At 61.3% G+C, this 23,802-nt stretch carries 21 protein-coding genes; 10 read left to right on the top strand and 11 right to left on the bottom strand.

Translation table 11 applies throughout. The features are described 5' to 3' along the window. Positions 1-41: 41 nt before the first annotated feature. The 7 genes from HP556_RS10125 to HP556_RS10095 all read right to left on the bottom strand — a co-directional run bounded on the left by HP556_RS10125 (position 42) and on the right by HP556_RS10095 (position 9,199). A complete protein-coding gene (locus tag HP556_RS10125; RefSeq protein ID WP_175366894.1) occupies positions 42-1,148 on the bottom strand; it encodes an acyltransferase family protein in 1,107 nt (368 codons plus the stop codon). A gap of 67 nt (positions 1,149-1,215) precedes the next feature. Then, the gene (locus HP556_RS10120) at positions 1,216-2,298 is read right to left on the bottom strand and encodes a glycosyltransferase family 4 protein (protein ID WP_175366893.1); all 1,083 of its coding nucleotides are present in this window, start codon (positions 2,296-2,298) and stop codon (positions 1,216-1,218) included. Next, positions 2,295-3,716: a VpsF family polysaccharide biosynthesis protein gene (locus tag HP556_RS10115; RefSeq protein ID WP_175366892.1), complete on the bottom strand. Its 1,422-nt coding sequence runs from the start codon at positions 3,714-3,716 to the stop codon at positions 2,295-2,297. The genes HP556_RS10120 and HP556_RS10115 overlap by 4 nt, the downstream gene beginning before the upstream one ends. Continuing rightward, the gene (locus tag HP556_RS10110) at positions 3,713-6,025 is read right to left on the bottom strand and encodes a GumC family protein (RefSeq protein WP_120288781.1); all 2,313 of its coding nucleotides are present in this window, start codon (positions 6,023-6,025) and stop codon (positions 3,713-3,715) included. The genes HP556_RS10115 and HP556_RS10110 overlap by 4 nt, the downstream gene beginning before the upstream one ends. After that, positions 6,006-7,430 (bottom strand): outer membrane beta-barrel protein, encoded by a 1,425-nt coding sequence (locus HP556_RS10105; RefSeq protein ID WP_175366891.1) that lies wholly within the window; start codon positions 7,428-7,430, stop codon positions 6,006-6,008. Before HP556_RS10105 ends, HP556_RS10110 begins: the two co-directional genes overlap by 20 nt. 309 nt (positions 7,431-7,739) lie before the next feature. After that, positions 7,740-8,354 (bottom strand): polysaccharide biosynthesis/export family protein, encoded by a 615-nt coding sequence (locus HP556_RS10100; RefSeq protein ID WP_244528336.1) that lies wholly within the window; start codon positions 8,352-8,354, stop codon positions 7,740-7,742. A 116-nt stretch (positions 8,355-8,470) separates the two neighbouring features. Then, positions 8,471-9,199: a metallophosphoesterase gene (locus HP556_RS10095; protein WP_175366991.1), complete on the bottom strand. Its 729-nt coding sequence runs from the start codon at positions 9,197-9,199 to the stop codon at positions 8,471-8,473. A gap of 814 nt (positions 9,200-10,013) precedes the next feature. On the opposite strand from HP556_RS10095, the gene HP556_RS10090 reads away from it, so the two are divergent. From HP556_RS10090 to HP556_RS10080, 3 genes are all read left to right on the top strand, one after another. After that, positions 10,014-10,781, top strand: coding sequence for a sugar transferase (locus HP556_RS10090; protein WP_120288785.1), 768 nt, complete (start codon positions 10,014-10,016; stop codon positions 10,779-10,781). Positions 10,782-10,907: 126 nt separating this feature from the next. Beyond that, positions 10,908-11,699 (top strand): FkbM family methyltransferase, encoded by a 792-nt coding sequence (locus HP556_RS10085; RefSeq protein WP_175366890.1) that lies wholly within the window; start codon positions 10,908-10,910, stop codon positions 11,697-11,699. Positions 11,700-11,770: 71 nt separating this feature from the next. Beyond that, positions 11,771-13,090 carry a UDP-glucose dehydrogenase family protein gene (locus HP556_RS10080; protein ID WP_093759182.1) on the top strand — a complete coding sequence of 440 codons (1,320 nt, stop codon included), beginning with the start codon at positions 11,771-11,773 and terminating at the stop codon, positions 13,088-13,090. A gap of 39 nt (positions 13,091-13,129) precedes the next feature. Here HP556_RS10080 and HP556_RS10075 read toward each other — a convergent pair whose 3' ends face one another. Beyond that, a complete protein-coding gene (locus tag HP556_RS10075; RefSeq protein WP_139285856.1) occupies positions 13,130-13,384 on the bottom strand; it encodes a hypothetical protein in 255 nt (84 codons plus the stop codon). 463 nt (positions 13,385-13,847) lie between these two features. On the opposite strand from HP556_RS10075, the gene HP556_RS10070 reads away from it, so the two are divergent. The 6 genes from HP556_RS10070 (at position 13,848) to HP556_RS10045 (ending at position 18,765) form a co-directional block, all read left to right on the top strand. Further along, complete coding sequence (locus HP556_RS10070; RefSeq protein WP_141137206.1) at positions 13,848-14,108, top strand: hypothetical protein; 261 nt, start codon at positions 13,848-13,850, stop codon at positions 14,106-14,108. Positions 14,109-14,269: 161 nt separating this feature from the next. Then, positions 14,270-14,410 carry a hypothetical protein gene (locus HP556_RS10065; protein WP_175366889.1) on the top strand — a complete coding sequence of 47 codons (141 nt, stop codon included), beginning with the start codon at positions 14,270-14,272 and terminating at the stop codon, positions 14,408-14,410. 5 nt (positions 14,411-14,415) lie between these two features. Next, on the top strand, positions 14,416-14,652 hold the full coding sequence (locus HP556_RS10060; protein ID WP_175366888.1) for a DUF6719 family protein: 237 nt from the start codon (positions 14,416-14,418) through the stop codon (positions 14,650-14,652). Between the two features lie 345 nt (positions 14,653-14,997). Beyond that, positions 14,998-15,996 (top strand): phosphotransferase, encoded by a 999-nt coding sequence (locus HP556_RS10055; protein ID WP_210269145.1) that lies wholly within the window; start codon positions 14,998-15,000, stop codon positions 15,994-15,996. A gap of 41 nt (positions 15,997-16,037) precedes the next feature. Continuing rightward, a complete protein-coding gene (locus tag HP556_RS10050; protein WP_420878659.1) occupies positions 16,038-17,381 on the top strand; it encodes an aspartate aminotransferase family protein in 1,344 nt (447 codons plus the stop codon). Position 17,382: 1 nt separating this feature from the next. Beyond that, complete coding sequence (locus HP556_RS10045; RefSeq protein ID WP_175366887.1) at positions 17,383-18,765, top strand: M20 family metallopeptidase; 1,383 nt, start codon at positions 17,383-17,385, stop codon at positions 18,763-18,765. 153 nt (positions 18,766-18,918) lie between these two features. On the opposite strand, the gene HP556_RS10040 is transcribed toward HP556_RS10045, so the two are convergent. Further along, a complete protein-coding gene (locus HP556_RS10040) occupies positions 18,919-19,776 on the bottom strand; it encodes a VOC family protein (RefSeq protein WP_175366886.1) in 858 nt (285 codons plus the stop codon). Between the two features lie 124 nt (positions 19,777-19,900). On the opposite strand from HP556_RS10040, the gene HP556_RS10035 reads away from it, so the two are divergent. Further along, positions 19,901-21,205, top strand: a complete 1,305-nt coding sequence (locus HP556_RS10035; protein WP_175366885.1) for an NAD(P)/FAD-dependent oxidoreductase — start codon at positions 19,901-19,903, stop codon at positions 21,203-21,205. Positions 21,206-21,340: 135 nt separating this feature from the next. Here the strand turns inward: HP556_RS10035 and HP556_RS10030 are convergent, their stop codons facing one another. Together HP556_RS10030 and HP556_RS10025 are read right to left on the bottom strand one after the other, a co-directional pair. Next, positions 21,341-22,975 carry an ABC transporter ATP-binding protein gene (locus tag HP556_RS10030; RefSeq protein WP_175366884.1) on the bottom strand — a complete coding sequence of 545 codons (1,635 nt, stop codon included), beginning with the start codon at positions 22,973-22,975 and terminating at the stop codon, positions 21,341-21,343. Further along, entirely contained in the window at positions 22,972-23,802 is an 831-nt protein-coding gene (locus tag HP556_RS10025) for an ABC transporter permease (RefSeq protein WP_175366988.1), read from the bottom strand. Before HP556_RS10025 ends, HP556_RS10030 begins: the two co-directional genes overlap by 4 nt.

Below are 23,802 nucleotides of genomic sequence, written 5' to 3'. Positions count from 1 at the left end.
GCGCCGTCCCGGACATTGTCTGCGTTGCATTGACCATCAGTTCACGTCTGCCTTGGCACCGTCGCCGCGGCAATTCGCGTGCTGAAATGGCGATCATAAGCCTCATTGAGAGCGCGCCGCATGGGCGTCTCGAAATAGCGCAGGGACAGAATGCTGGCGGCGGCAAGAACGGCGATGGCCAGCGGCACCAGGGCGAGCTTGCCGCCGGGAATGACGGGGGCAAGGAAGCGTGCCGCCAGCGTGAGGACGACGGTCGCGACTGGAATATGCAGCATGTAAGAGGAATAGGTCAGCGACGACCAGCGCTCGAAGCCAAGGCGCGAGAACAGGGTGGTCTGGCCGGAGAGGTCGTGATGGATGGCGAGCACCGCGATGAGATAGATGATTGCGAGCGCTGCCATGATCGGAAGCTGCGCGCCGAAGATCAGGAACAGGACGAGGGCCACGGTCAGCAGGCCCGGCATCGCCGGAAGCCGCGCAATCCGGTCGCGAAACAGCCAGCAGGCGATGCCGAGATTGAAAGCCGGCAAAGCGCGGAAGGCGCCGCCCTTGTTGATCCAGTCCGGCCAGGGCTCGGTGCCCATGGCAACGGCATAGATGCTGTTGGCCAGCAGCGGCAGCACGACGAGGGCCACGATCACCGTCCTGCTCCGCGCGATCATTAGCACCATCAGCGGAAACAGCACGTAGCAGAAGAACTCGGCCGACAGCGACCAGCTCGGAAAATTGAAGGTCAGCCGGTCGCCATCGATGGCGTGCAGCAGCAGGAACTGCGCCGGCAGGTCTGAGAACGGATAGCGCGCCGGGTTGTCGGTCTTGGCGATGCCCGCATGAAGCGCCAGTGCGATCAGGATATAGAAAGCCAGCGTCGCCAGATGCAGGGGATAGATCCGCGCGAGGCGCCGCCACAGGAAGCGGCCGACCGCGGCGGGTGAGCCGACTTTCGCCAGATACTGGCTGGCAATGACGAAGCCGGAGATGACGAAGAATAGGTCGACGAACAGATTGAAGTGCCAGGTGTGGTCCACCATGAAGCGACCAATTGGCAGCTCCTTGATGTAATCGGAATAATGCAGGATCACGACGGCGCTGGCCGCAACGATGCGCAGCCCGTCCAGATGTCGTGTGCTGGTGTCGATATCCTGCAAGAAGCATGTCCCCTGTTGAATGGACCAGGCGTGGCCCCGATCCGGCATGGACGCCGGCGTCACGGTCCTAATGCGCGACGTTGGGTTTCGTCGCCGAACGACGGCCGCCCAGCTGCCCGCCGGCGAGTTCGGCGATCAGGTCGATGACGATGTCGTGGTCGCTCGCTGCCAGCGCGTTCCAGCGCGCGAGGTTCTCGGTCGCTGCCGCAACATACTGCCTGCGCCACTGAGAAGCCGCGATAGCCCCGCCGATCTGCGACGCTGCGGTGCCGTGGTCCGACGGATCGATGAAGATGCCGGATGTACCCAGTACTTCATGGAAGACGGGCGCATTCGGCGCCACGATCGGCAGGCCGGCATATTGGGCTTCGAGCAGTGGCAAGCCGAGACCTTCATCATGCGAAGTGCACAGGAAAATATCGGCCTCATTGAGAATGCGCGCCACGTTCTCGGAAGACTGGTAGCCATGCAAGGTCACGCACGACATGCGCTCCAGCGTCTTCCAGTCATCGCCCCAGCCCTTGCGGCCGACGATGTCGAGGGTGGCGCCGGGAAAACCGTGCTGGCGCAATTCACGTACGATATTGGCCGCGGCGATGAAGTTCTTGCGTGGCTCCACGGTGCCGAGCGCCACGACGCGCAACGGCGACGTCTCGGGCTCGCGCTCGGCGCGCTCGGCGGATTCCAGCTTGAACACGTTGCGCACCGGCGGGCGATACAGCGTAATCTTAGCGTCCGGGCGACAATGCTCGGCGAGCTTGCGCTGGGTGTCGCGCGAATTGGTCAGGAAGCGCGGATAATTCTTGAGCGCGATCTTGAAGGGTGTCGCCATATAGAGTCGCGCGCGGGTATTGAGATCGGCCTGTCGCGTCAGCAGGAAGTCGTCGTGCATATAGGGCAGCACACGTGATGAAAACATCCGCAGCAGCGGGCTTGGCGGGAAGCCGGGGCACAGCAGGAACGACGAGGGAGACGCCAGGCGCATCGGCAGACCGAAAGTCTGCGTCGCCACCATCTGGCCGGTGCCGCGCGAGGTGATGGGCACGACATCGAGCGGCGCCAGCGCCTGCTGCGAAAACAGCTCCAGTGTGATCCGTTCGAGCCCGGTCACATGGCGTCCGAGATGGGTGTGATCGACATAGATAGTCATGCAAACTCCTGATCCCGGGGGACGGCGCGGACATGCGGAGCCGCCATCGGCGGTCGCTGATGGACATGGCGGGGTGGCGCCACGGCCGGCGCGCGTTCGCGCGGCAACAGCAGCGCGATGAGCAGAACGAGTTGCGCCAGCTGGATGTTCTTCGACGAGAAGCTCACCGAACTTGCCGCAATCATCAGGATCAGCAGCAAGATGGCGAAGGCTGCGCGGTCCGACCGGCGCAGCAGTTCGATGAAGAAGCAGGTCAGGCCCAGCGTGATCAGGATGGTGTGGATCAGGCCAAATTGCACGATGCAGGACACCCAGAAGTTCTCGATGCCATAATTCAAACCGAGCTGCGACTGCAGCGCGTTCACGCGAACCGGATTGGGCCCGAGAATCAGTTCGCTCCACTGAAAATGATTGAGCATGTCGAAGGTCGCAAAGCGCGCCAGGGCGCTGCCTTTGTCCGACGAGAAGCGCAGCAGCATCTTGTCGAAGATACCGAGATAGAGCGCAGCAAACACGACGCCTGCCGCCGCAAAAAGAAAGCAGATTGCGCCGACAGCGAACAGCAGCGGCACGCGCTTGCCGCGGATCAGCCGGATCGTCTCAAGCAGACCGAGGCAAGCCAGCACGAACAATACCGTCATCAGCGCGGTACGGCCGCCGAAGGCCATCAGTGAGCCCAGACTGAAGGCGATCAGTGGCACGCGGATCATGATCGGGGGGCAGATGGCCGGTCGCAGCACCAGCGCCATGATATAGGCGCCGACGATGCCCGAGGCTGTCAGCGGATGGCCGAGCAGCGCAGCCGAGCGCCATTCACCGACCACCAGCACGCTGCCGAGTGTCAGCGGAATGATGCGATGGCCGGAAAAATATTCGTAATAGCCAATCAGGATGTTGAGCAGCAGTGTCGCATGGATGGCCCAGACCAGCGGCCGCCGCTGCGCCGGCGTCAGCCGCCAGATCAGCAGGCACAGCAGCACCGGCAGCAGGAACGTGTCGATGATGACCGTGAACGGGCGTTCCAGCACGAACATCTGGATCAGCAGGACGAACCAGCAGAACAGGTGCACCAGCAAAAGCTTGGCGTCCGTGAAGGCACGGTTGATCTCACCGATCGGGTCACCGTCGCGCATCAGCAGCAAAAGCGTCGCGATGAATGTCGCATAGGTGCCGGGATGCAATTTCTCAAGAAAATTGCCGCCGGGTGTCAGATAGTGAATCTTGAGATTAGTCAGAACGCCGCCGGACAGTGTGAAAATCGCGACGATGGCGCCCAGCAGCACACTGACGATCATCAAATTAATGAGTTGGGCGGTGTTAACGATCTGCCGTCGTTGCGGAACGCGTGCACGCGAGCCCGCCGCGGCGAGGGCGCCGTTGCGATGCAGCCTGAGCGGCGCGGTCCGGGCCAATGTCAACGCGCAGCTCCCGCACTGGCGGCGGCGACGCCATAGGGTTTCAGATAGGCCGAGCTGCGGTAGTAGTCATAGAAGCGGATCTTGCTGAGATCGACCTGGGTCAGCACGGTGCCGAGAATGCGATCATGCACCGGCGCCAGCAGCTCCATCGTGTGGGCGACGACCTCGCGCGGTGTCTGATTCCAGGCCATGGCCAGCAAAATTCGGTCGGCGAGTTCGGCCAGTGCGCGGCCGTCGACCAACGGGATCAATGGCGGCGAGTCGATAATGATCAGTTCATAATGCGACTTCAGGCGGTCGAGGATTTCGACGATCTGCTCCGAGAACATCAGCTCGGTGATGGCATCGACGTCCTTGATGGCAGGCGAGGGCAGGATCGAGAGGCCGGTACTGCGATCGAGCAGGATGGCGCGCTCCAGCGACACTTCGCCGGTCGCCACCTGCAGCAGGCCGGCATCGGCATTGGGGCTGACGGCGCGGGTCAGACCGGGATTGCGCAGATCGCCGTCGATCAGCAGTGTCTTGATGCCCAGCGTGGCGAAGGACAGTGCGAGATTGCCGGCGAAGGTTGTCTTGCCTTCACTTTCGAGGCCCGATGTCACCAGCACGACCTTGACCGTGTCGATCTTGCGCGCACGCTGAATCGCCAGACGCACCGCGCGAATCGCTTCGGCGAAGAATGTGCCGGGCTCCTCGATGGCATAGCGCATCAGTGGTGGCTGCAATGCAGCCGGCAGCAGCCGCATGGTGCGCGGATCGTAATTGCCGAGTTCGGTGCGGCCGCGTTTGGCACGCCCGGCGAGTTCGCGACTGCTGATCGAGGGTAGAGCGGCCAGCGCGGGAACGCCCGATATCTCTTCGGCCTGTTCCAGTGTCTTGATCCGCCCGTCGAGATAGTCGGTCAGGAATGCCAGCACCGTGCCGCCGCCGAGGCCGAGCAGGATGGCAAAGCCTAGAATAAGCATGGTCTTCGGCGCGGAGGGCTTGAGCGGGATGCTGGCAAAGCTGACGATGCGGGAGTCCGGCATCTCCAGGCTTTCCTGCGCCGTCGTCTCCTTCGAGCGCGCCAGATATGACTCATAGAGCGTGCGGTTGGCCTCGGCCTCGCGCTGCAGCTCATGCAGCCGGACCACGGCCTGACCGGACGTGCTGGACACGCCCTGCAGCTTGTCGAAACTGTCCTGCAGCGACGCCTCGCGCGATTTCGCAACGTCATAATCATGCGCCGTGCCCTGCACGATGCGCCCGATTTCCTCGTTGATCAGCCGCTGCGTGTCCTTGAGCTGCGCCCGCACATTGGCGACCTGCGGATGCCGCGGACCATATTTGCTGGTCAGGTCGGCTTCGTTCTTGGCGATATCGGCATATTGCGCGCGCAGCTTGGTCACCATCTCCGAGGAGACGGCGGCATTGAGCCCGCCGGCATCGCCGCCGGTTTTCGCCAATTGTTGCACCTGATCGAACTTGGCACGCGCCTCGGCGGTCTGCACCCGGGCAGCAATCAGCTTGCTGTTGAGATCGGTGATCTGCTGGTCGTTGACCGTCACGCCCTGCGAGACCGCGAGGTTATTGGCGGAACGATAGTCCGCGACGGCCTGTTCGGAGGTGACGACGCGGTTCTTCAGCGCATCGATCTGGCCGCCGAGCCATTTGGCTGCGATGCGCGTCGCGTCGAATTTGGCGCGGACCTGTTCCTCGAAATAGGCGTCAGCCACCGCATTGGCGATGGTCGCGGCTTTCTGCGGCGATTCCGAGCTGACGGCGATATCGACCAGGAATGTCGTGCCTTGTCGTGTCACCTTCATGCGGCGCTGGAGCAGATATATAGAGTATGCACGCGCGGCGTCTTCGGGGCTCACGCCATCGACTGGGCTGCTGCTGCGGAACAGATTGCGGATCGGATCGAGTAGGCCGGGCTTTGGCATGAACTCGAGATCCTGCGTCAGCTTCAGCTTGTCGACCACACGCTGCAGAATGGTCAGCGACTGGATCAGCAGCGTCTGGCTTTCGATGGTCGCATCGTCCGTGCCGAAATTGGTCAGCACCGATTGATTGGTTTCGACCACATTGGCGCGCCGGGGATCGACCAGTACGGTGGAGTTCGCAGTATAGAGTGTGGTCGCCGTCGCCACATAAGCGAGGGCGATACCACCGAGCACGGCGGCGGGCAGCACGACCGCGCGCCAGCGCCGGCGCAGGATGCGCGCCATTTCCCGGAGATCGACGGTCGGCGCCTGCCAACCGGCAACGGCGGTCGGAACCGGTTCCGGTGCCGCCGGATAAGGCTGATCAAAATTGCGCTGTAACATTGAGCCCTACCTGGTGTTTGTCGTAACTGAAGGTGGGTATATCGCTGTCGCGCGATGTGTAGCGGTGATAGGCCGAGATCGCGCTGAAGCGGTTCATCAAATACTTCACGCTGGCATTGGTCGTGGTCACGCGGTCCTTGCGGGCCTGGCCGAAGAAGCGATCGATCTCATAGGCGCCCGCCAGCGACAGGATGACGTTGCGACGCAGTTCGTAGTCGACGCCGACCTGCACGGCATTGGCCAACACGCCGGTCGAGCTGGTATCGGATGTCTGCGTGACCAGTTGTTCGGCCTTGACGTGGATGTCCATCAATCGCGTCGGGCTCCATGTGAGCTTGGCGCGATAGGATGGCCCGTCGACGGTGCCAATCAGAGGATTGTCGAAGCGCTGCTCGACATAGCCGCCGCCGAATTCGCCGCGGAGCAGATTGCCGAAACCGACGGTCAAGCCGGACAAAGCGCGATAGCCGGTGGAGTCCAGCGTCTGGCCGGGCACGCCGCGGATGTTGCGCTGGTTGCCTTCGACGCCGCCGAACCAGCCGAGCACAGGCGAGAACGCATAATCGACGCGGCCGTGAAGTGCATAGATCTGGCCGTCGCGGCTGCTCTGGTCGATCAGACTGCCATCCTGCGCGCGCGCCGTACCGTAATCGTAGGAGTCGACGCGTGCACCGATCGATGTCGCCAGCCGGTTGAATTCCTTGCGGACGGTCAGGTCGCCGGACATCAGATTATAAGGCGTCGGTGTCACGGCATTGGAAGGCGAGCTCAGCGAACCCACACCCTCATTGAGATGCGCGATCTGGAAACTGCCCAGCACGACCATATCGTTGGCGATATCGATCCAGCCGGCGCCCTTCAGGCTCACATCGGTCTGGTCGAGGCTTGAATTTTCGTTATAGGCCGTGGTTCGTGAATTGAGCTTGATGTCGATGCCGTGTCGTTCCCACAGCGTGTGAGCACGCAGGCTGGGTTCGATCACCGCCGCGACGTCGCCGCGCTTCTGGGTGTTCGAGGCAAACACATTGCTGTCATAGAGTGCGCCCGTCATCAGCGACGGGTTGAACATCCAGGATCCCTGGCGGATGCCGACGGGTTCATAGCCAGGTTGCTGTCGCTTTTTTACTGGCATGTCCTCTGGCGCTACTGCTTCGCGGTTATCCCGGTCGACCAGATCGGGCAGCGCGGACGGTTCGAAAATCCGTTGCGCATTCCAGGGCGGCGCGAGCTCGTCGCTGGTTGCCGGGATCGCCTGAGCATTGGCGGGTGATGCAATACCAAGCAGAATCGCCGTGACCGGCCATGGCGCGATACGGAGAGCGCGGCGCGTGACGGGAATCGGCCGCAGCCCCTCCGGTCCTTCGCCGATCGCATCCGATCCTGCTGATACAAACGTACATTTCATCACTCATCCCTTGCGAAGGACATGCATTCCTCCGCTATCGAATTGTCGTCGAGACTTGATTGCCGCTTAGAAATTCATCCTGGCGCTTACAAACTCAGCAAGCCCGTGATGAATGTCGCGCCCCCACTAGCGCACTCAACACTCGTCTGATGAAACGCCCTTCTCTTTGCTGCCCACAATGTGAAGTGCGAAGTAAAGTTCGTCGCACTGCACAAGAATACGCATCGCAAAAAGTCGAGACTATGGCGACGCGCGACATGAAGGCGCGCATCGGTCACTACACATCAGACAAAATCAAAAATGATGAGTTCAGAAGTATCGTTCTGGGACACGCACATTGTCGCCGGGAAATACCAGGACTGGCGAATCGAGCGCATAGATCTCTTCGACGGTTGAGCCCGATCGCCGCAAATACACTTTGTTCTCATTGGCGCGATAGGTGAATCCACCGGCAGTTGCGACGGCGTCCATCACGGTCAGGCCCATGCGATAAGGGTATTCGCCGCTCTTCTTCACTTCGCCGAGGATATAGAAGGGGCGATACAGTGCGATTTCCACATTCACGCGTGGGTCTCGCACGATTCCCTTGGCCAGCGCGGAGGAGATGCCCTTCTCTAATTGCCGTGTGGTCAGTCCAGCGGCCTTCACGTGGCCCGCAAGGGGAATCGATACAAATCCGTTGCTGTCGACCTCATATTCACCGGTGATATCAGCTTCGCCATAGACCTTCAGACGAATCCTGTCAGTTGGTCCAAGAAGATAGGTGCCTGACGGCGAAGCCGCAGAAACCCGCTGGTCCTGTGCGAGCGCGATCGACGGAGCGACGCCAGCAAGGAAAAATGAAAGCACCGGTACTATCAAAATGCCGGCGCATCGGTTCGTTCGCAACATGGTAGACCCCCAACACAACATCAATGTGATCATCTGCATCAATTCGATGACAATTGATGCAGACGACAATTGCGCGAGAGTGTCCGGCAAAAAACGGCGAAAGAATGTGGCGTACTCAGAGAGTGCGCAGATTGCGTATTAATGTCTTCTTAGAGAACCAGAATCTCTGTGCCTTCGATGGCAATGCACGTGAGGATGCCGCTGCGCCACGCACCTGTGTCAATATTCACACGGTTATCTCTAATATCTGCATGGGGAACCGGCGTGTGTCCGTGCACCACATAGACGCCATGATCGCGCTTTGAATCCAGAAACTCGTCCCTGATCCACATCAGATCATGCGGATCTTGAGACGACAGCGGAACATTGGGACGAATGCCCGCGTGAACGAACAAGAAGTCGCCACATCTGATATTGTTCCGCAGGCAACGCAAGAAAGCGTCATGCGCCGGAGGGAATGCGGCATGAAAGGATTTCTGCACGTCGCGCGCCGTTGCCGTGCGCGATGGAGAAACGCCATAGGACGCGAGAGTCTGAAGTCCGCCCAGTTGGCGCCAGTGCTCAAGTACGCTGGCATCCTCTAGGAAGTCTTCCATGATGGCTTCGTGATTGCCGCGTAGGCAGATTGCATGGTTGTGCACCATGCGGACTGCCAGCAAATCGATCACACCTTTCGAATCCGCGCCACGATCGATGTAATCGCCGATATAGACCTCTGCCGCATAGGTGATCGGGCGACGTCGGATGTCCTCATCGATGCGCGCGATGGTCTCCTGCAGCAGGTCGGCGCGCCCGTGAATGTCGCCGATAGCATAGATACGCGTATCGGGCGGCAGTGCCGCCTTGTTCGAATCTGACCTGGAGAGGGAGCGCGGCATTTCGCGCAAGCTACGATCAGGGAACCGTCGCGGTCAAATTCAATCGGCCGCGCAACGCCTTGGGACTCATAAAGCTTTGGGGATAGCGATGAGCTCAGAAGAAAATGATGCGAACGGCGACGATCACAGCGACCCAGACGGCCGCATTGATAAGAAGAAGTCTATTTCGCAGTTTGCGGCCAGATGCGTTGTGCACATCGCTGGTAGAACTGTCCACAGGGCTCGAGATCGCCGCCTTATCCACGGCGATCGCGCGCGGGGGAAATGAAATGTCCCCTGTAGTCATCTGAGGTGTTCGTCGAGCGACCATGGCGATGCCGAAATATCTGGCGGAGTGAGCAGTCTCAGTGCGCAACATAATGGGCGCGCTTTAGTATCGAGTGAAAAATCAAGCTCGAATCGATTGCTGCTTGGTGGCTATTTGTTAATTGCGGAGATCATGCACCCGATCTCGCAGCGACGCGATGCAATTCATCGATCTGCGTCGTGTAATTATTTTGCATGGCTGCTGTGAGCGTGATGCAGCGCAATAGACCCACAAAATGATCTAAGCGCTTCCGTGCACAAAGAATTTTGCGCGCCGCACAATTATATCAATATTGCGACTGCGTAATGTTACACGCCAATACCGTTTTGCCGCCCTAATTCGTTCGCACAGTTAAGAAATCTTCAGGGATGAAGGTTCTGATCGACGAAGATGGTTTCGCAATTGCGAATGTTCGTCGAAGGGAAGAGTTCTGAATTCGCATGCCTGCCACATAGGCATGTTTCTGTTCGATTATCGCGCACCAAAGTTCCAGCAGGGAGCGAGAGCATGGCCTCTACAGTTTCAGTTGGTTTTGATCGCAACAAGGTGACGCCGCTCTGGAAGGAGCGGCAGCTCATTTCAGTGCGGCCGGTCGAGTTTGCCGGCCACGGGTCCTATCGGAATAGCGCCTATCGCAGCCGCCGGACGAACCAGGTTGCCCGGTGCGAGCCGTCGGAGTCGATTGCCAAGCGATTGTTCGACATTGCGGCCGCAGGCTCGGCCTTGCTGTTTCTCGCGCCGCTGCTGATCACGATCGCAATCATCATCAAGGCGACCTCGCCGGGACCGGTGTTCTTTACCCAGTATCGCTATGGCTACCGCAACCGGTTCTTTAAGATCTACAAGTTCCGCTCAATGCGCACCGATGCCGGCGACAAGCGCGGCATTCAGCAGACGGTCGAAGGCGACGCCCGGGTGACGCGGATTGGCAAGCTGCTGCGCAAGACCAGCCTCGACGAAATTCCGCAGCTGATCAACGTGCTCAAGGGCGATATGTCTCTGGTTGGGCCGCGGCCCCATGTTCCGGGCATGCTGGCCGCCAACGTGCTCTATGAAGATCTCGTGCCGTATTATTTTACGCGTCACAGCGCGCGGCCCGGCATCACCGGCCTGGCCCAGGTGAGCGGCTGTCGCGGCAGCACCGTGGAGGCGCCCCGGGCGATCTCGCGCATCGATTACGACCTCGAATATATCGAGAAATGGTCGATGCGTATGGACATCACGATCATCGTGCAAACCGTCCGACGCGAATTCCTCTCCGGTAATGCCTTCTGATGCCCACGACCGATTGAGCGGCGGCATCGATCACACCACACATTGCAGACATTGCGCTGGCGGACCTCCGTCCGGCGCCCGGAATTGTTTTGCCTTGAAACCAGCCTCGAACGAAGGGTGACAGCCATGACGGCGACGCAACGGACCAAGCAGCTCCTGAAAGACGCTTTCCCGTCGATGTATCTGCGCTGGCGCTTCATGAAGCGTCCCAAATCGGCGGAGCGTGAACTGGCTTATCTCGACAAGATCGTGCCGCAGGGGGCCGTCACGGTGGATGTCGGCGCCAATTGCGGTCTCTATACCCAGCAACTGGCGCGACTGTCCGGTCAGGTCCATGCGTTCGAGCCGTCGCGTGAGATGGCCGATCTGCTCCGGCGTACCTCCGCGTCCAATGTGCGCATCCATGAAGTGGCTCTCTCGGATCATGAAGGCGATGCCGAGCTCTACACACCGCAAGGCGAGGATGGCCTTGTTTACGGGCGGGCATCGCTCGAACAGCAATACGAACCGTCGGTGAAGCAACTGATCACCACGCATGTTCCATTGGCGCGTCTCGATGGTGTCGTGCGCGAGGACGTGTCCTTCGTGAAGGTAGACGTCGAGGGGCACGAGTTGAGCGTCTTGCATGGAGCCGTCGGCCTGATCGACCGGTGCCAGCCGGTCTTCCTTGTCGAGGCTGAGGATCGCCACCGTGCCGAGGCGACGCGCTCGGTGTTCGATTTCTTTCGCGACAAATCCTATCGCGGCTTCTTCCTCCAGGACGACGAGGTGATCTCCATCGATCATTTCAACGCCGGGGAAATGCAGGACGCCGATGCGCTGTTGCCCAATGGTGGCCGTAAACCCGGGCAAGCTTACGTCAACAACTTCTTTTTCTTTCCGCAGCATCTCGACGGCGAGTTGATCCTCAACAGCTGAGGCGCATGCGGAATTCTCGGGGGATGTCCGGGTCGTTCTGACCGCGGACTGTTTACAAGACAGGACATGCAATGCGAATTGCCATGATTGGCGCTGGCTATGTGGGGCTCGTGTCGGGGGCGTGCTTTTCGGACTTCGGCCATCACGTCACCTGCGTCGATACGGATCAGGGAAAGATCGATGCGCTGAACAACGGTGAGATTCCGATCCATGAGCCTGGTCTCGATGCGCTGGTCGCGAGCAATGCCAAGCAGGGACGTCTCAAATTCGTTACCGATGTCACATCTGCTGTCGGTGCGGCCGAGGTGGTGTTCATCGCCGTCGGCACGCCATCGCGGCGTGGTGACGGTCATGCGGACCTGTCCTATGTCTATGCAGCGGCGCGCGAGATCGCGAAGGCCATCAAGAAGTTCACCGTGGTGGTCAACAAGTCGACGGTGCCGGTCGGTTCCGGCGACGAGGTCGAGCGCATCATTCGCGAGGAGAACCCGGAGGCGGAATTCGCCGTGGTCTCGAATCCGGAGTTCCTGCGCGAAGGCGCGGCTATTAGAGACTTCAAACATCCCGACCGTATCGTCATCGGTTCCAGCGACCAGCGTGCCAAGGACGTGATGGCCGAAGTCTACCGGCCGCTGCATCTTAACTCGTCGCCGATCATGTATACGGATCGCCGCACGGCCGAACTGACCAAATACGCCGCCAATTCATTCCTGGCCACGAAAGTCGCCTTCATCAACGAGATCGCCGATCTCGCCGAGAAGGTGGGCGCCAATGTGCAGGAAGTCGCGCGGGGCATCGGCCTCGACAACCGGATCGGCCTGAAGTTCCTGCACGCCGGACCGGGCTATGGCGGCTCGTGTTTTCCGAAGGACACGCTGGCACTGATCAAGACGGGCCAGGATTACGAAGCGCCGCTGCGCATCGTCGAGACCGTGGTTGCCGTCAACGACCAGCGCAAGCGCGCCATGGCACGCAAGGTGGCGCATGCCTTCGGCGGCAATCTGCGCGGCAAGTCCATCGCCATTCTCGGTGTGACCTTCAAGCCGAATACCGACGACATGCGCGACGCGCCGTCGATCCCGTTGATCACGGCGCTGCAGGATATGGGCGCCGAGGTGCGGGTCTATGATCCCGTGGGCATGGAGCAGGCGAAGAAGGTGTTCGAGAATGTCACCTTTTGCGAGGGGCCCTATGAATGCGCCCGCGGGTGTCACGCCATGGTCATCGTCACCGAATGGGAGCAGTTCCGCGCGCTCGATCTGAAGGAGATGGCGGCGATCATGGCCTGTCCGGTGATCATCGATCTCCGCAACATCTATTCGCCGGATGAAGTGACGCGGAACGGATTTCTCTATAGCGGCGTCGGGCGGCCGCAAGCAGTGGCTTACTAGCCAGCGCATCTGCGCAGATGCGAGGAGGCGCGCAGTGTTTTACTGCGTCGCTTCCTCCGTTGTGCCGGGCGCAGTCGCATGTTCGCTTCGCGGCGTCGTGGAGGCGTCGTTATAGCTTTCAGTCTGGTAGATCGATTCCAGGTCGCTGCCGCCGAGATACCAGCTTCCAAGGAAATATGTGGCGCCGATGATGGCTGCGGCCATCACGAGGCCGCGGCCGACGGAGAAGACGATATCGGCCTTCGTGACTTTATGCGGAGCGATCTTGTCCATGAAGGCGTCCCTATGGGGCATGCCGCTATCCTGCAACGGCGTGGTCCAGTTGGTGCTCAGGAATTCGAGCGCAAGCAACAGCGCAATCAATCCCGGACAGTGTAGCGTTATCGACCTGACATGTCTGCTGGAAATGCCGAGATCGTCGCGTAGCAGAGAACCCATTGAATAAGCGAATAATGCGGCGCTCAGACCGCAGATCGCAGAATCACAATCACTTTCGGCATCCGCCCCATCCGCGAACATCGCCAATGCGGCTCATTTGTTCAACCGTCACAATTGCAACAATTCAACCCCGAATGTCGGAATACCGAACACAGGCGCGTGAGCACGAGCTTTCTCCCATGGAACCTGAGGATGACGACAGAGTGACGATGCGTTGCTGGAGTACCGAGGTTATGATCGCACTATGAGACAAACTACATTTATACTGGCACTTGCCGCCGTGATCGCGTCCCCGATCTATGCGAACGAAATCGATCAGATGGCGAACAATCTGGAAACAAGCTGTTCGAATCACTTTCGCAAGCGGCCGAATAAACCTTCGAGCGATTCCAAAAAGTTCTGCAGCTGTTTTGCCGGAACCTTCACATCGACCATCTCGCTGCGGGAACTCGATGCCGCAAATGGGGTGGTAACATCGGAAATTCAGGAACAATTCGAGCGCGCTGCGGAGTTCTGCGGCCGCGATGTTGCGCCGTCCGTCGCGCAAGCGGGCAGGGCATGGATCATGGAATCCAACTGACCGACGAATCCCGGTGATCATTGTCGGCTGTTACCCTGACTCACTGTCGCCTCATTTGACCGCAAGTCTTTGCTCGTCGGCAGAGTGGGACACATCTTGCGCCGGCATTTGGGGACTGCTCATTGACTGACTCTCGTTTCAAGGCGCAAGTGGCGTCTCGCATGCCTATGCTCCGATTCAAGGAGTCGAAGCTCAGGCAGAAGGTCGGTTCCGCCGTCGAGGCGGTTTCGATCGCATGCGCCCATGTTCTTGCTATCGCGGCCCTGGTGATGATCGGCGGTCTCGTCATCTATGTGAGATAATCGTCGTGCGTACTATTCTACTTGGACTGTTCCTGACGGCCGTCGCCCAGCCGTGTTTCGCGCAAAAATTTCTCTCCTTCGAACCTCTGATGATGGATCCGTATGCGACCGTGTTCGTCGACAACGGTTCGTGTTCGGCGGGCAAGGTGCTGAAGGTGCAAGGTGCGCCGAACAACCAGCGTCGCAAGAAGAGCTGTGTGCCGATCAGCGATGTGCGGCTTGGTGCCGTCAAGGGCAAATAGCCAAGGCCACCGCAACGGCGCTTACGTCGTTGCCTGCTGCATCGCCGGCCGGCCAGCGCCATAGGCGTAGATGGTGTCGCATGGATGGATGCGGCGCGTATGCGACGTGGCTTCTGCGAAATCCGTGCCCAAATGGGCAGCAAAGGCAGAAAATACGGGCTTAATTCGTCGAAAATGCCCGCATCCGCGCGGACACCCTGACAAGCGGGAACAGCGTTGCTATGGTCGCGCGTGCCGGCCGCGACGTGCCGGATTCCGAATCGAGATGGATCAGTTCAGGTGACATTTGAGCCTTCCGCGCGTCCGGGTGCAATGCAGGGCGGACTCGCGGCATCGTATATAAACATGACGGATGATGAGGCCGTCGATCTCGCCCGCGAGCGTTTTGGCATCGAAGGCCGTCCGACGCGCTTTGCGACCGAGAAGGACGACACCTTCCGGATCGCGCCGGCAAGCGGGCCGCGCTTTATCCTGAAGGTTGCGAACCCCATCGAGGATATTCCCGAGATTGATCTGCAGGTGCAGGTCCTCGATCACGTCGCGGCGCGTGCGCCCGATCTGCCGGTGCCGCGCGTCATCCCCAACGACAAGGGCGAGCGGCATTTCAATTATCTGGATCGCGCCGGTCAGAACCGGCAGGTGCGGATGATGTCCTATCTCGAAGGCCAGCCTTTGAGTGAGGTGCCGTCCACTGCGTCGGGTCGGGCCGAGATCGGCAAATTGCTGGCGCGGCTCCGCCTCGCACTGGCGGATTTCAGCCATCCGTCGGATTCCCGGGTTGTCGCATGGGACGTCAAGAACCTGCTGACGCTGCGCGATCTGCTGGCGGAAATCACCGATGCCGGCCAGCGCCGCAAGGTCGAGGCGGCGCTTGAGCGCTTCGCGGCGATCGAGGGCCGGCTCAAGCAGTGCCGCATGCAGGTGCTGCATAACGATTTCACGCGCTCCAATGTCGTCGTCGATGCGTCGCTGCCGGGTTTTGTCAGCGGCATCATCGATTTCGGCGATACGGTCCGGACCGCGATCGCTATCGATGCGTCGACGGCGATGCTCAACCAGTTGCCCGTCGCGATGAAGGGCGATGTCTTTGCCGATGGCCGCGATCTGCTCAAGGGCTATCTCTCGATAGCCGATCTGACCGCGGAAGAACTGAGCCTCATTCCGCATCTGATCTTCTCGCGTCTGGCGACGCGCCTGCTGCTGTCCACCGCCATGGCCAACCGGGTGCCTTCCGTCGCCGCCTATGTCCTGCGCAACAATGAACAGACCTGGGTGCAGATGGACTGGTTCATCGCTCGCTCGATGGACGAGATCTCCGATCAGTTGATGGACTTCGCCAGATAATCTCCGCCACATCCGACCCTGCTTCCAGAGGAAACAATAACATGACCGCAGTCACCAGCGCCCCGCGCGGCAAGATGGTCAACGGCTTCGACCCCGCCACGGCAACCGGCCTCACCGAAGAGAGCCGCAAGCTCGTCACGCGCCGCACTGAGTTACTCGGCCCGGCCTACCGGCTGTTCTACAGCAACCCCGTCGAGGTCGCGCGCGCCAAAGGCGTGCTGCTCTATGACTCGGAAGGCAACGAATATCTCGACGCCTATAATAACGTGGTGTCAGTCGGCCACTGCCATCCGCGCGTGGTCGATGCCATCACCCAGCAGGCACAGACCATCTGCACCCACACGCGCTACATCCAGAAAGGCATTCTCGATTACGCCGAAGACCTGCTCGGCACGTTCGAGGGGCCGAAGCGCCATGCGATGTTCACCTGCACCGGCTCGGAAGCCAACGATCTCGCCGTCCGCATGGCCAAGCATCATACCGGCAATCAGGGCATCATCATCACCGAGGAGGCCTATCACGGCAATTCGGAGCTGACCGCGGGCTTCTCGCCATCGCTCGGGCCGTATTCGCCGCTCGGCACTTTCGTGCGCCGCGTCCCTGCGCCGGATTCCTATCGTATTGCGCCGGAGAAGATCGGTGCCTGGATGGCCGAGAAAGTGTCGGAGCAGATCGTTGACCTGCAGCGCCGCGGCGCCGGCGTTGCCGCCTTTATTGCGGATTCGATGTTCTCGTCCGATGGCATCTTCTCACACCCGACCGACGTGCTGAAGCCGGTGATCGATGTCGTGCACAAGGCCGGTGGCGTCTTCATCGCCGATGAAGTTCAGTCCGGCTTCGGCCGCAGCGGTGAAAAGCTCTGGGGCTATCAGCGCCACGGCATCACGCCTGATATCATCACCATGGGCAAGCCGATGGGCAATGGCTACCCTGTTGCTGCCGCCGTGATGCTGCCGGAGATCGTGGAGAAATTCGGCCGCGACAACCGCTACTTCAACACGTTCGGCGGCAACACCGTCGCGATGGCGGCCGCACAGGCTGTGCTGAATGTCATTCGCGACGAGAAGTTGGTCGAGAATTCACTCCGTGTCGGCAAGATCCTGCGTGACGGCTTCCATGCACTGGCGAAGAAATATGAGCAGATCGGTGACGTCCGTGGCTCCGGCCTCTATGTCGGCGTCGAACTCGTGAAGGATCGCAGCACCAAAGAGCCGGATGCCGCCGCTGCATCTGCCGTGGTCAATGGTCTGCGCGCACGTCGCGTGCTGATCTCGGCGACGGGCCCTCATGCCAATGTGCTGAAGGTTCGCCCGCCGCTGGTCTTCACCGAGGCAAATGCCGACCGGCTGCTGACCGAGGCCGAAGCCGTGATGGCATCGCTCTGAGATGACACGGATCGATGCCATCGCGCGGGTCAACGCGCAGTTCACGTCGGGTGATTTCCTCGCCACGCTCGATCGCATGGTGGGTTACAAGACCGAGAGCCAGAGCGACAAGCGCGCCGACGATCTGCGCGCCTATCTTGAGCAGGAACTGACGCCGACCTTCACGGCGCTCGGCTTTACGACTGACATCATCCCGTCGCCGTCGGGGCGCGGGCCACATCTGCTCGCGACCTATCATGAGAGCGACGACCTGCCGACCGTGCTGATGTATGGCCATGGCGATGTGGTCCCCGGCATGGAAGGCGAGTGGCGCGACGGGCTCGATCCGTGGCGCTGCACCACCGTCGGCGAGCGCGTCTATGGCCGCGGCACCGCCGACAATAAAGGCCAGCACGCCATCAACATCGCGGCCCTCCGCGCCGTGCATGAAGCGCGCGGCGGCAAACTGGGCTTCAATGCCAAGTTCATCATCGAGATGGGCGAGGAGATCGGCTCACCCGATCTGCCGAAGGTCTGCGAAGCCCATCGCGATGCGCTGAAGGCCGACCTGTTTCTGGCTTCCGATGGCCCGCGTCTCTCTGCCGAGCGTCCGACGATCTTTCTCGGCTGCCGTGGTGGCCGCCGCATCCATCTCGACATCGAGCTGCGTGACGGCGCGCATCATTCCGGCAACTGGGGCGGGCTACTTGCCAATCCGGCGACGATCCTCGCTTCGGCGATAGCGACGCTGGTCGACAGCAACGGCCGCATCCTGCTCGACGCATTGAAGCCGCCGCGCATTTCCAACCAGGTCCGTGCGGCTCTGGCGGATGTGATCGTCGCGCCGACCGCCGATGAACCTGCGCTCTCCGAGAATTGGGGTGAGGACGGACTATCGCCGGCGGAGCGGCTCTATGCCTGGAATACGCTGGAAGTGCTGGCGATCAATGCCGGCAATATCAACAATCCCGCCAATGCCATTCCCGGCAAGGCCAGCGCGGTGCTGCAGCTCCGCTTCGTCGTCGGCACCGACATCGAGAATGTCGTACCGGCAATCGAGAAACACCTTGCCGCAAACGGTTTTGCCGACATCAAGGTGAGCCAGTCGCAATATTTTTCGGCCTCGCGCACCGATATCGACAATCCATGGGTGGGCTGGGCGGTCGAATCCGTTCGCAAGACGACGGGTAGCGCGCCGGCGCTGCTGCCGAATTTCGGCGGCTCGCTACCGAATGACGTGTTCACGGATATTCTCGGCCTGCCCACCGTGTGGGTGCCGCATTCCTATCCCGGCTGCTCGCAGCACGCGCCCGATGAACACATTCTTCTTCCGGTGACGGAACAGGCGCTGAACATCATGGCGGGGTTGTTCTGGGATTTGGGTGAGGCGCCGGTGCGGACGTAATCGTTGCTATAGTAACGATGAGCAATGGTGCTCGTGCTTTACGCTGTCATGGCCGGGCTTGACCCGGCCATCCATCTTTCGCACCCGTCATCTTCAAAAAGATGGATCCCCGGGTCAAGCCCGGGGATGACGAGGAGGGGGCAGTGCGCCCTCTCAATCCTTCACAAACGCCAGCAACACACCGTTGCCCTTGCTCGGCGGCACGACGACGCCGACATCGCTGCGGCTGCCGGCTGAACCCACAGCCTTTTCGGCCGCCGCCACATCCGCCACGCCGAACACCAGCGAAATGCCGCCGCGCTCCGGAATGCCCGCCAGTGACGTGCCAGGGAAGTGTTTCGCAAGCACGTCCTTGGTGACGAACACAAAGTCGGCGCGGTCGCCGCCCGACGGCACAGTCACGGCGCCATCGGCTTCGGTCTTCGTCGATCCGTCGATCAGCTTCGCCATATGCTGCGCGTCTGTCTCCGGCTCCGGCGTGACGATGAACACCTTCTTCAGGCGCTTCGCCGTATTGGCATGCACCTGCAGCTCGGGAATCCACACGGTCTCGCGGGTCTTGTGCTGGCAGGCGAAGATGCGGAGGCCGCCGGGCGCTTCCTCATAAGGCCACTGATAGGTGGCGAATTTCGCCGCGCTCAGGCTGCCGTCCGGCATCGTCACCGGACGTTCGAAATCGGTCGGGCCGATCGGCGTGTAGCCGCGTGCGCGGATTTCCTCGGCGCCGACAGCGGCGTCGGTGGTGGTGAAGGCGATGCGCTCGATGCCGTCGCCGCGCTTGGCGAGAAACGCCCGCGTCGGCGCATTGTGCTCGGTCTCGTTCAGCACGCCGAGCAGTTCGACGTAATCCGGGCCGAGCATCATGGTGTAATTGCCGGAGCCCATCTTGGCGCTGTGGGTGCCGCGCGGCGAGACCGTAAAGCCGAGGCTCTTCCAGTTCGCAGCAGCAGCGTCGAGGTCCTTGACGACGACCACGGCGTGGTCGATTCCAACGATGTTTTTCAGCGTCACGTGCTCATTACCTTGCAATGGATCAGGGCCGTAAACTATGCAGAATGCAGGGGTGCCGCAAGAGAACGGTTATGTTCGGTTTGCGCGGCGCAATGCATGATTGATGCTGCAGAAAGGCGTGACGATGGATACCGCAACTGTGCCCTGGCCGAAGTCGCTCTGGGCCGGCGTCACGCCTCCGGGTCCGGACTTGCCCGAGCTGAAAGGCGCTGTTGATGCCGATGTGGTCGTCATCGGCGGCGGCTTCACGGGGCTCTCGACGGCGCTGCATCTGCGAGAAGCCGGTGTCGATGTCGCCGTGGTCGAGGCGATGGAGCCCGGCTGGGGTGCGTCGGGGCGCAACAACGGCCAGGTAATTCCGACACTGTCGCGGCCCGATCCGGAAGACATCATCAAGCGCTATGGCGCCGCCGGCGAGCGCCTCGTCGGTCTGATCCGCGACAGCGCCTCGATCCTGTTCGATCTCACGCGCCGCTATCAGATCCAGGCCGAGGCCGAACAAAATGGCTGGATCCAGCCGGTGCATTCGCCGGGCCGCATCAAGATCGCCGAGCGCCGCGTGCGGCAATGGTCGAAACATGGCGCGCCGGTCGAGTTGCTGTCACGCGAACAGATGCGCGGGCTGCTCGGCTCCGATGCGTGGTTCGGCGGGTTCTGGAACAAGACCGGCGGCCATATCAATCCGCTGGCGCTGGCGCGCGGCCTTGCGCGTGTGGTGCTGGAGCAGGGCGGCCGCATCTATGCGCGCTCGCCGGTGGAGAGCTATGAGCGCAAGGGTGATCGCTGGATCGTCAAGACGAAGAACGGCGAGGTTCGCGCACGCAGCCTGATCGTCGCCACCAATGCCTATACCGGTGAATTCTCCAAGCAGCTCTCCCCGGGCATCGCCAGCGAAGTGATGCCGGTGCTGTCATGGCAGATGGCGACGCAGCCGCTGTCGGACGAGGCACGCAAGACCATCATCCCCGGCCGGCAGTCGATGTCGGATACGCATGGCGAACTGTATTTCGCGCGTTACGATGCGCGCAATCGTCTGGTTACCGGCGGCAATGTGGTCGGCCTCGGCGACAAGACGGAGCGGCTGAAAGTTATGGTCGCGGAACGTCTGAAGCGGCTGTGGCCACAGATCGGCGATGTCCAGTTCGACTATGTCTGGAACGGCTATGTCGGCATGACCACGGACTTCCTGCCGCGCATGCACAAGCTCGGGCCGAATGCCTATGGCTGGACCGGCTGCAATGGCCGCGGCGTGGCGCTGTCGGTGGCGCTCGGCGATGAATTCTCGAAGGTGGTGCGCGGCGTGCCGGAGAGCGAACTGGCGCTGCCATTCTCCGAGCCAGTCCCGATCGCAGCCCACGGCCTGATGCGCCTGCTCGCGCCGTTCATGCTGCTGGTGTACCGGCGAAGGGACGCGAAGGAGATGGCTTAGCGTACGCCACACACTCAGCCCTCATTCTGAGGAGCCGCGCAGCGGCGTCTCGAAGGATGGGCGCGAGCTCGGAACCTAGCCATCTCATGGTTCGAGACGCGCGCAAGTGCGCGCTCCTCACCATGAGGGATGGAGCTACACCGTCACCGGCTTCCGGCTGCGCGCGAAATCGCCGCCGGGGATCGAGGCCAGCAGCGCCTGCGTATAGGCATGCTGCGGATTGCCGAACACCTCGCCGGCCAATCCATGTTCGACGACTTCGCCGTCCTTCATGACCGCGACGAGATCGCAGATCTGCGCGGCAACGCGCAGATCGTGCGTGATGAAGACGATCGAGAGCCCAAGCCGCTCGCGCAACTCGTGCAGCATCTTCAGCACCTGCGCCTGCACCGAGACGTCGAGCGCCGAGACAGCCTCGTCGGCCACCAGCACGTCGGGCTTCAGCGCGAGCGCACGTGCGAGGCCGATGCGCTGGCGTTGGCCGCCGGAGAATTCGTGCGGGAAGCGATCGATGGCCGAGGGATCGAGGCCGACCAGTCGGAACAGCTCCTTCGCCTGTGCCACTGCCTGCGCACGCGGCGTACCGTGTACGATCGGACCCTGCGCCACGAGGTCGCCGGCCTTGCGGCGCGGGTTCAGCGAGGCGAACGGGTCCTGAAACACCATCTGGATGTGCTTGGTCTCGCGGCGCACCTCGTCGCGCGTGAGCTTCGCCCAGTCCTTGCCTTCCAGCACGATCGCGCCGCCATCGGGATCGATCAGCCTGATGATGCAGCGGGCCAGCGTCGATTTGCCCGAACCTGACTCGCCGACAATGCCCAGCGTCGCACCACGTGGCAGTTTCAGGGAGACGGACTTCACCGCATGGGTCACACGCACGCCGCGTCCGAGAAAGCCGCCATTGCGATAGGTCTTCGAGACGTTGTCGAGCGTCAGGATGATGTCGTCGGACAGTGCGCGCGGCGGCGGCGCCGTCAGCGGAGGCACCGCAGCGATCAGCTGCTGCGTATAGGGATGCTGCGGATTCGTCAGCACGTCCTTGACCGCTCCCTGTTCGACCACATTGCCGTGCTGCATCACCACGACCCTGTCGGCGATCTCGGCGACCACCCCAAAATCGTGGGTGATGAACAGCACCGCGGTATTCCTGCGGCTCTGCAATTCCTTGATCAGCTTCAGGATCTGCGCCTGTGTGGTGACGTCAAGCGCGGTGGTCGGCTCATCCGCGATCAGGAGGCGCGGATCGAGCGCCAGCGCCATGGCGATCATCGCGCGCTGACGCTGGCCGCCGGAGAGTTCGTGCGGATAGGCACGCGCGGCCTGTACGGGATCGGGAATGTGCACGTCCTGCAGCAGCCCCAGCACGCGTGCCTTGATCTCGGTCTTGGAGAGTTCGGTATGGATCTCGAACATCTCGCCGATCTGGTCGCCGATGGTGCGCAGCGGATTGAGCGCCGTCATCGGCTCCTGGAAGATCATTGCGATGCCGGCGCCGCGCACTTTGCGCATCTCGGTATTCGACGCGCTGGCGAGGTCCTTGCCCTCGAACAGCACGCGGCCGCCATCGATGGCAACTTCGCCGGGCAGCAGCCGCATGATGGCGTTGGCCATGACAGACTTGCCGGAGCCGGACTCGCCGACCACGCAGACGATCTCATCGGCGGAAATCGCCATCGAGACGCCGTTCAGCGCATGCGAGCGGTCGGCGCCCTTGGGCAGCTTCACGCTGAGGCCGTCGATGGTGAGGATCGGATTGTCCACGGCGCTCATCGGCTTTTCAGTCTCGGATTAAGCGCATCGTTGAGGCCCTGGCCGACCAGCGATACGGCGAGCACCGTGAGCAGGATGGCGATGCCGGGGATTGCGGAGACATACCACTGCACGCGCAGCACGTCGCGGCCGAGACCAATGAGGTTGCCCCATGACGCCACGTTGGGATCAGAGAGACGCAGGAAGGCGAGTGCGCTTTCCAGCAGGATCGACAACGCCATCACCACGCTGGCATAGACGATCACGGGCGGCAGCGCATTAGGCAGGATCTCGCCGAGGATCAGCTGGATGTCTTTCATGCCCAGCGTGCGCCCGGCCTGCACGAATTCGCGGCTGCGCAGCGACATGAATTCCGCGCGCGTCAGCCGCGCCGGTGCCGGCCATGACACGATGCCGACGGCGACGGTGACGGTGGTGATGGTCGAGCCGAACACGGCGACCAGCACCAGCAGCAGCACGAAGTTCGGCAGGGTCTGGAATGCTTCGGTGATGCGCATCAAGACCGTATCGACCCAGCCGCCATAATAACCGGCAAAGGCGCCGATCAGCACGCCGATGACCACGGCGATGACAGTCGCCACGCCTCCGATCAGCAGCGAGATGCGCGCGCCGTAGAAAATCTGCGCGGCGATATCGCGGCCGGAATTGTCGGTGCCCAATAGGAAGCGTGGATTGGAGAACGGCCAGATCAGCGGCCGGCCGGCCAGCGCCAGCGGATCGCGCGGATAGATCCAGCTCGCGGTGATGGCCATCACGATGACCACCAGCAGGAGCAGCAGGCCGACGACGGCGGCCGGGCTGCGGAAATAGCGTTTGACCGCGTCCAT

It is taken from the genome of Tardiphaga robiniae (assembly GCF_013359755.1).
GTDB classification, from domain to species: domain Bacteria; phylum Pseudomonadota; class Alphaproteobacteria; order Rhizobiales; family Xanthobacteraceae; genus Tardiphaga; species Tardiphaga robiniae.
The sequence above is the reverse complement of the archived record's forward strand: the minus strand, read 5'-3'. Positions and strand labels throughout refer to the sequence as shown.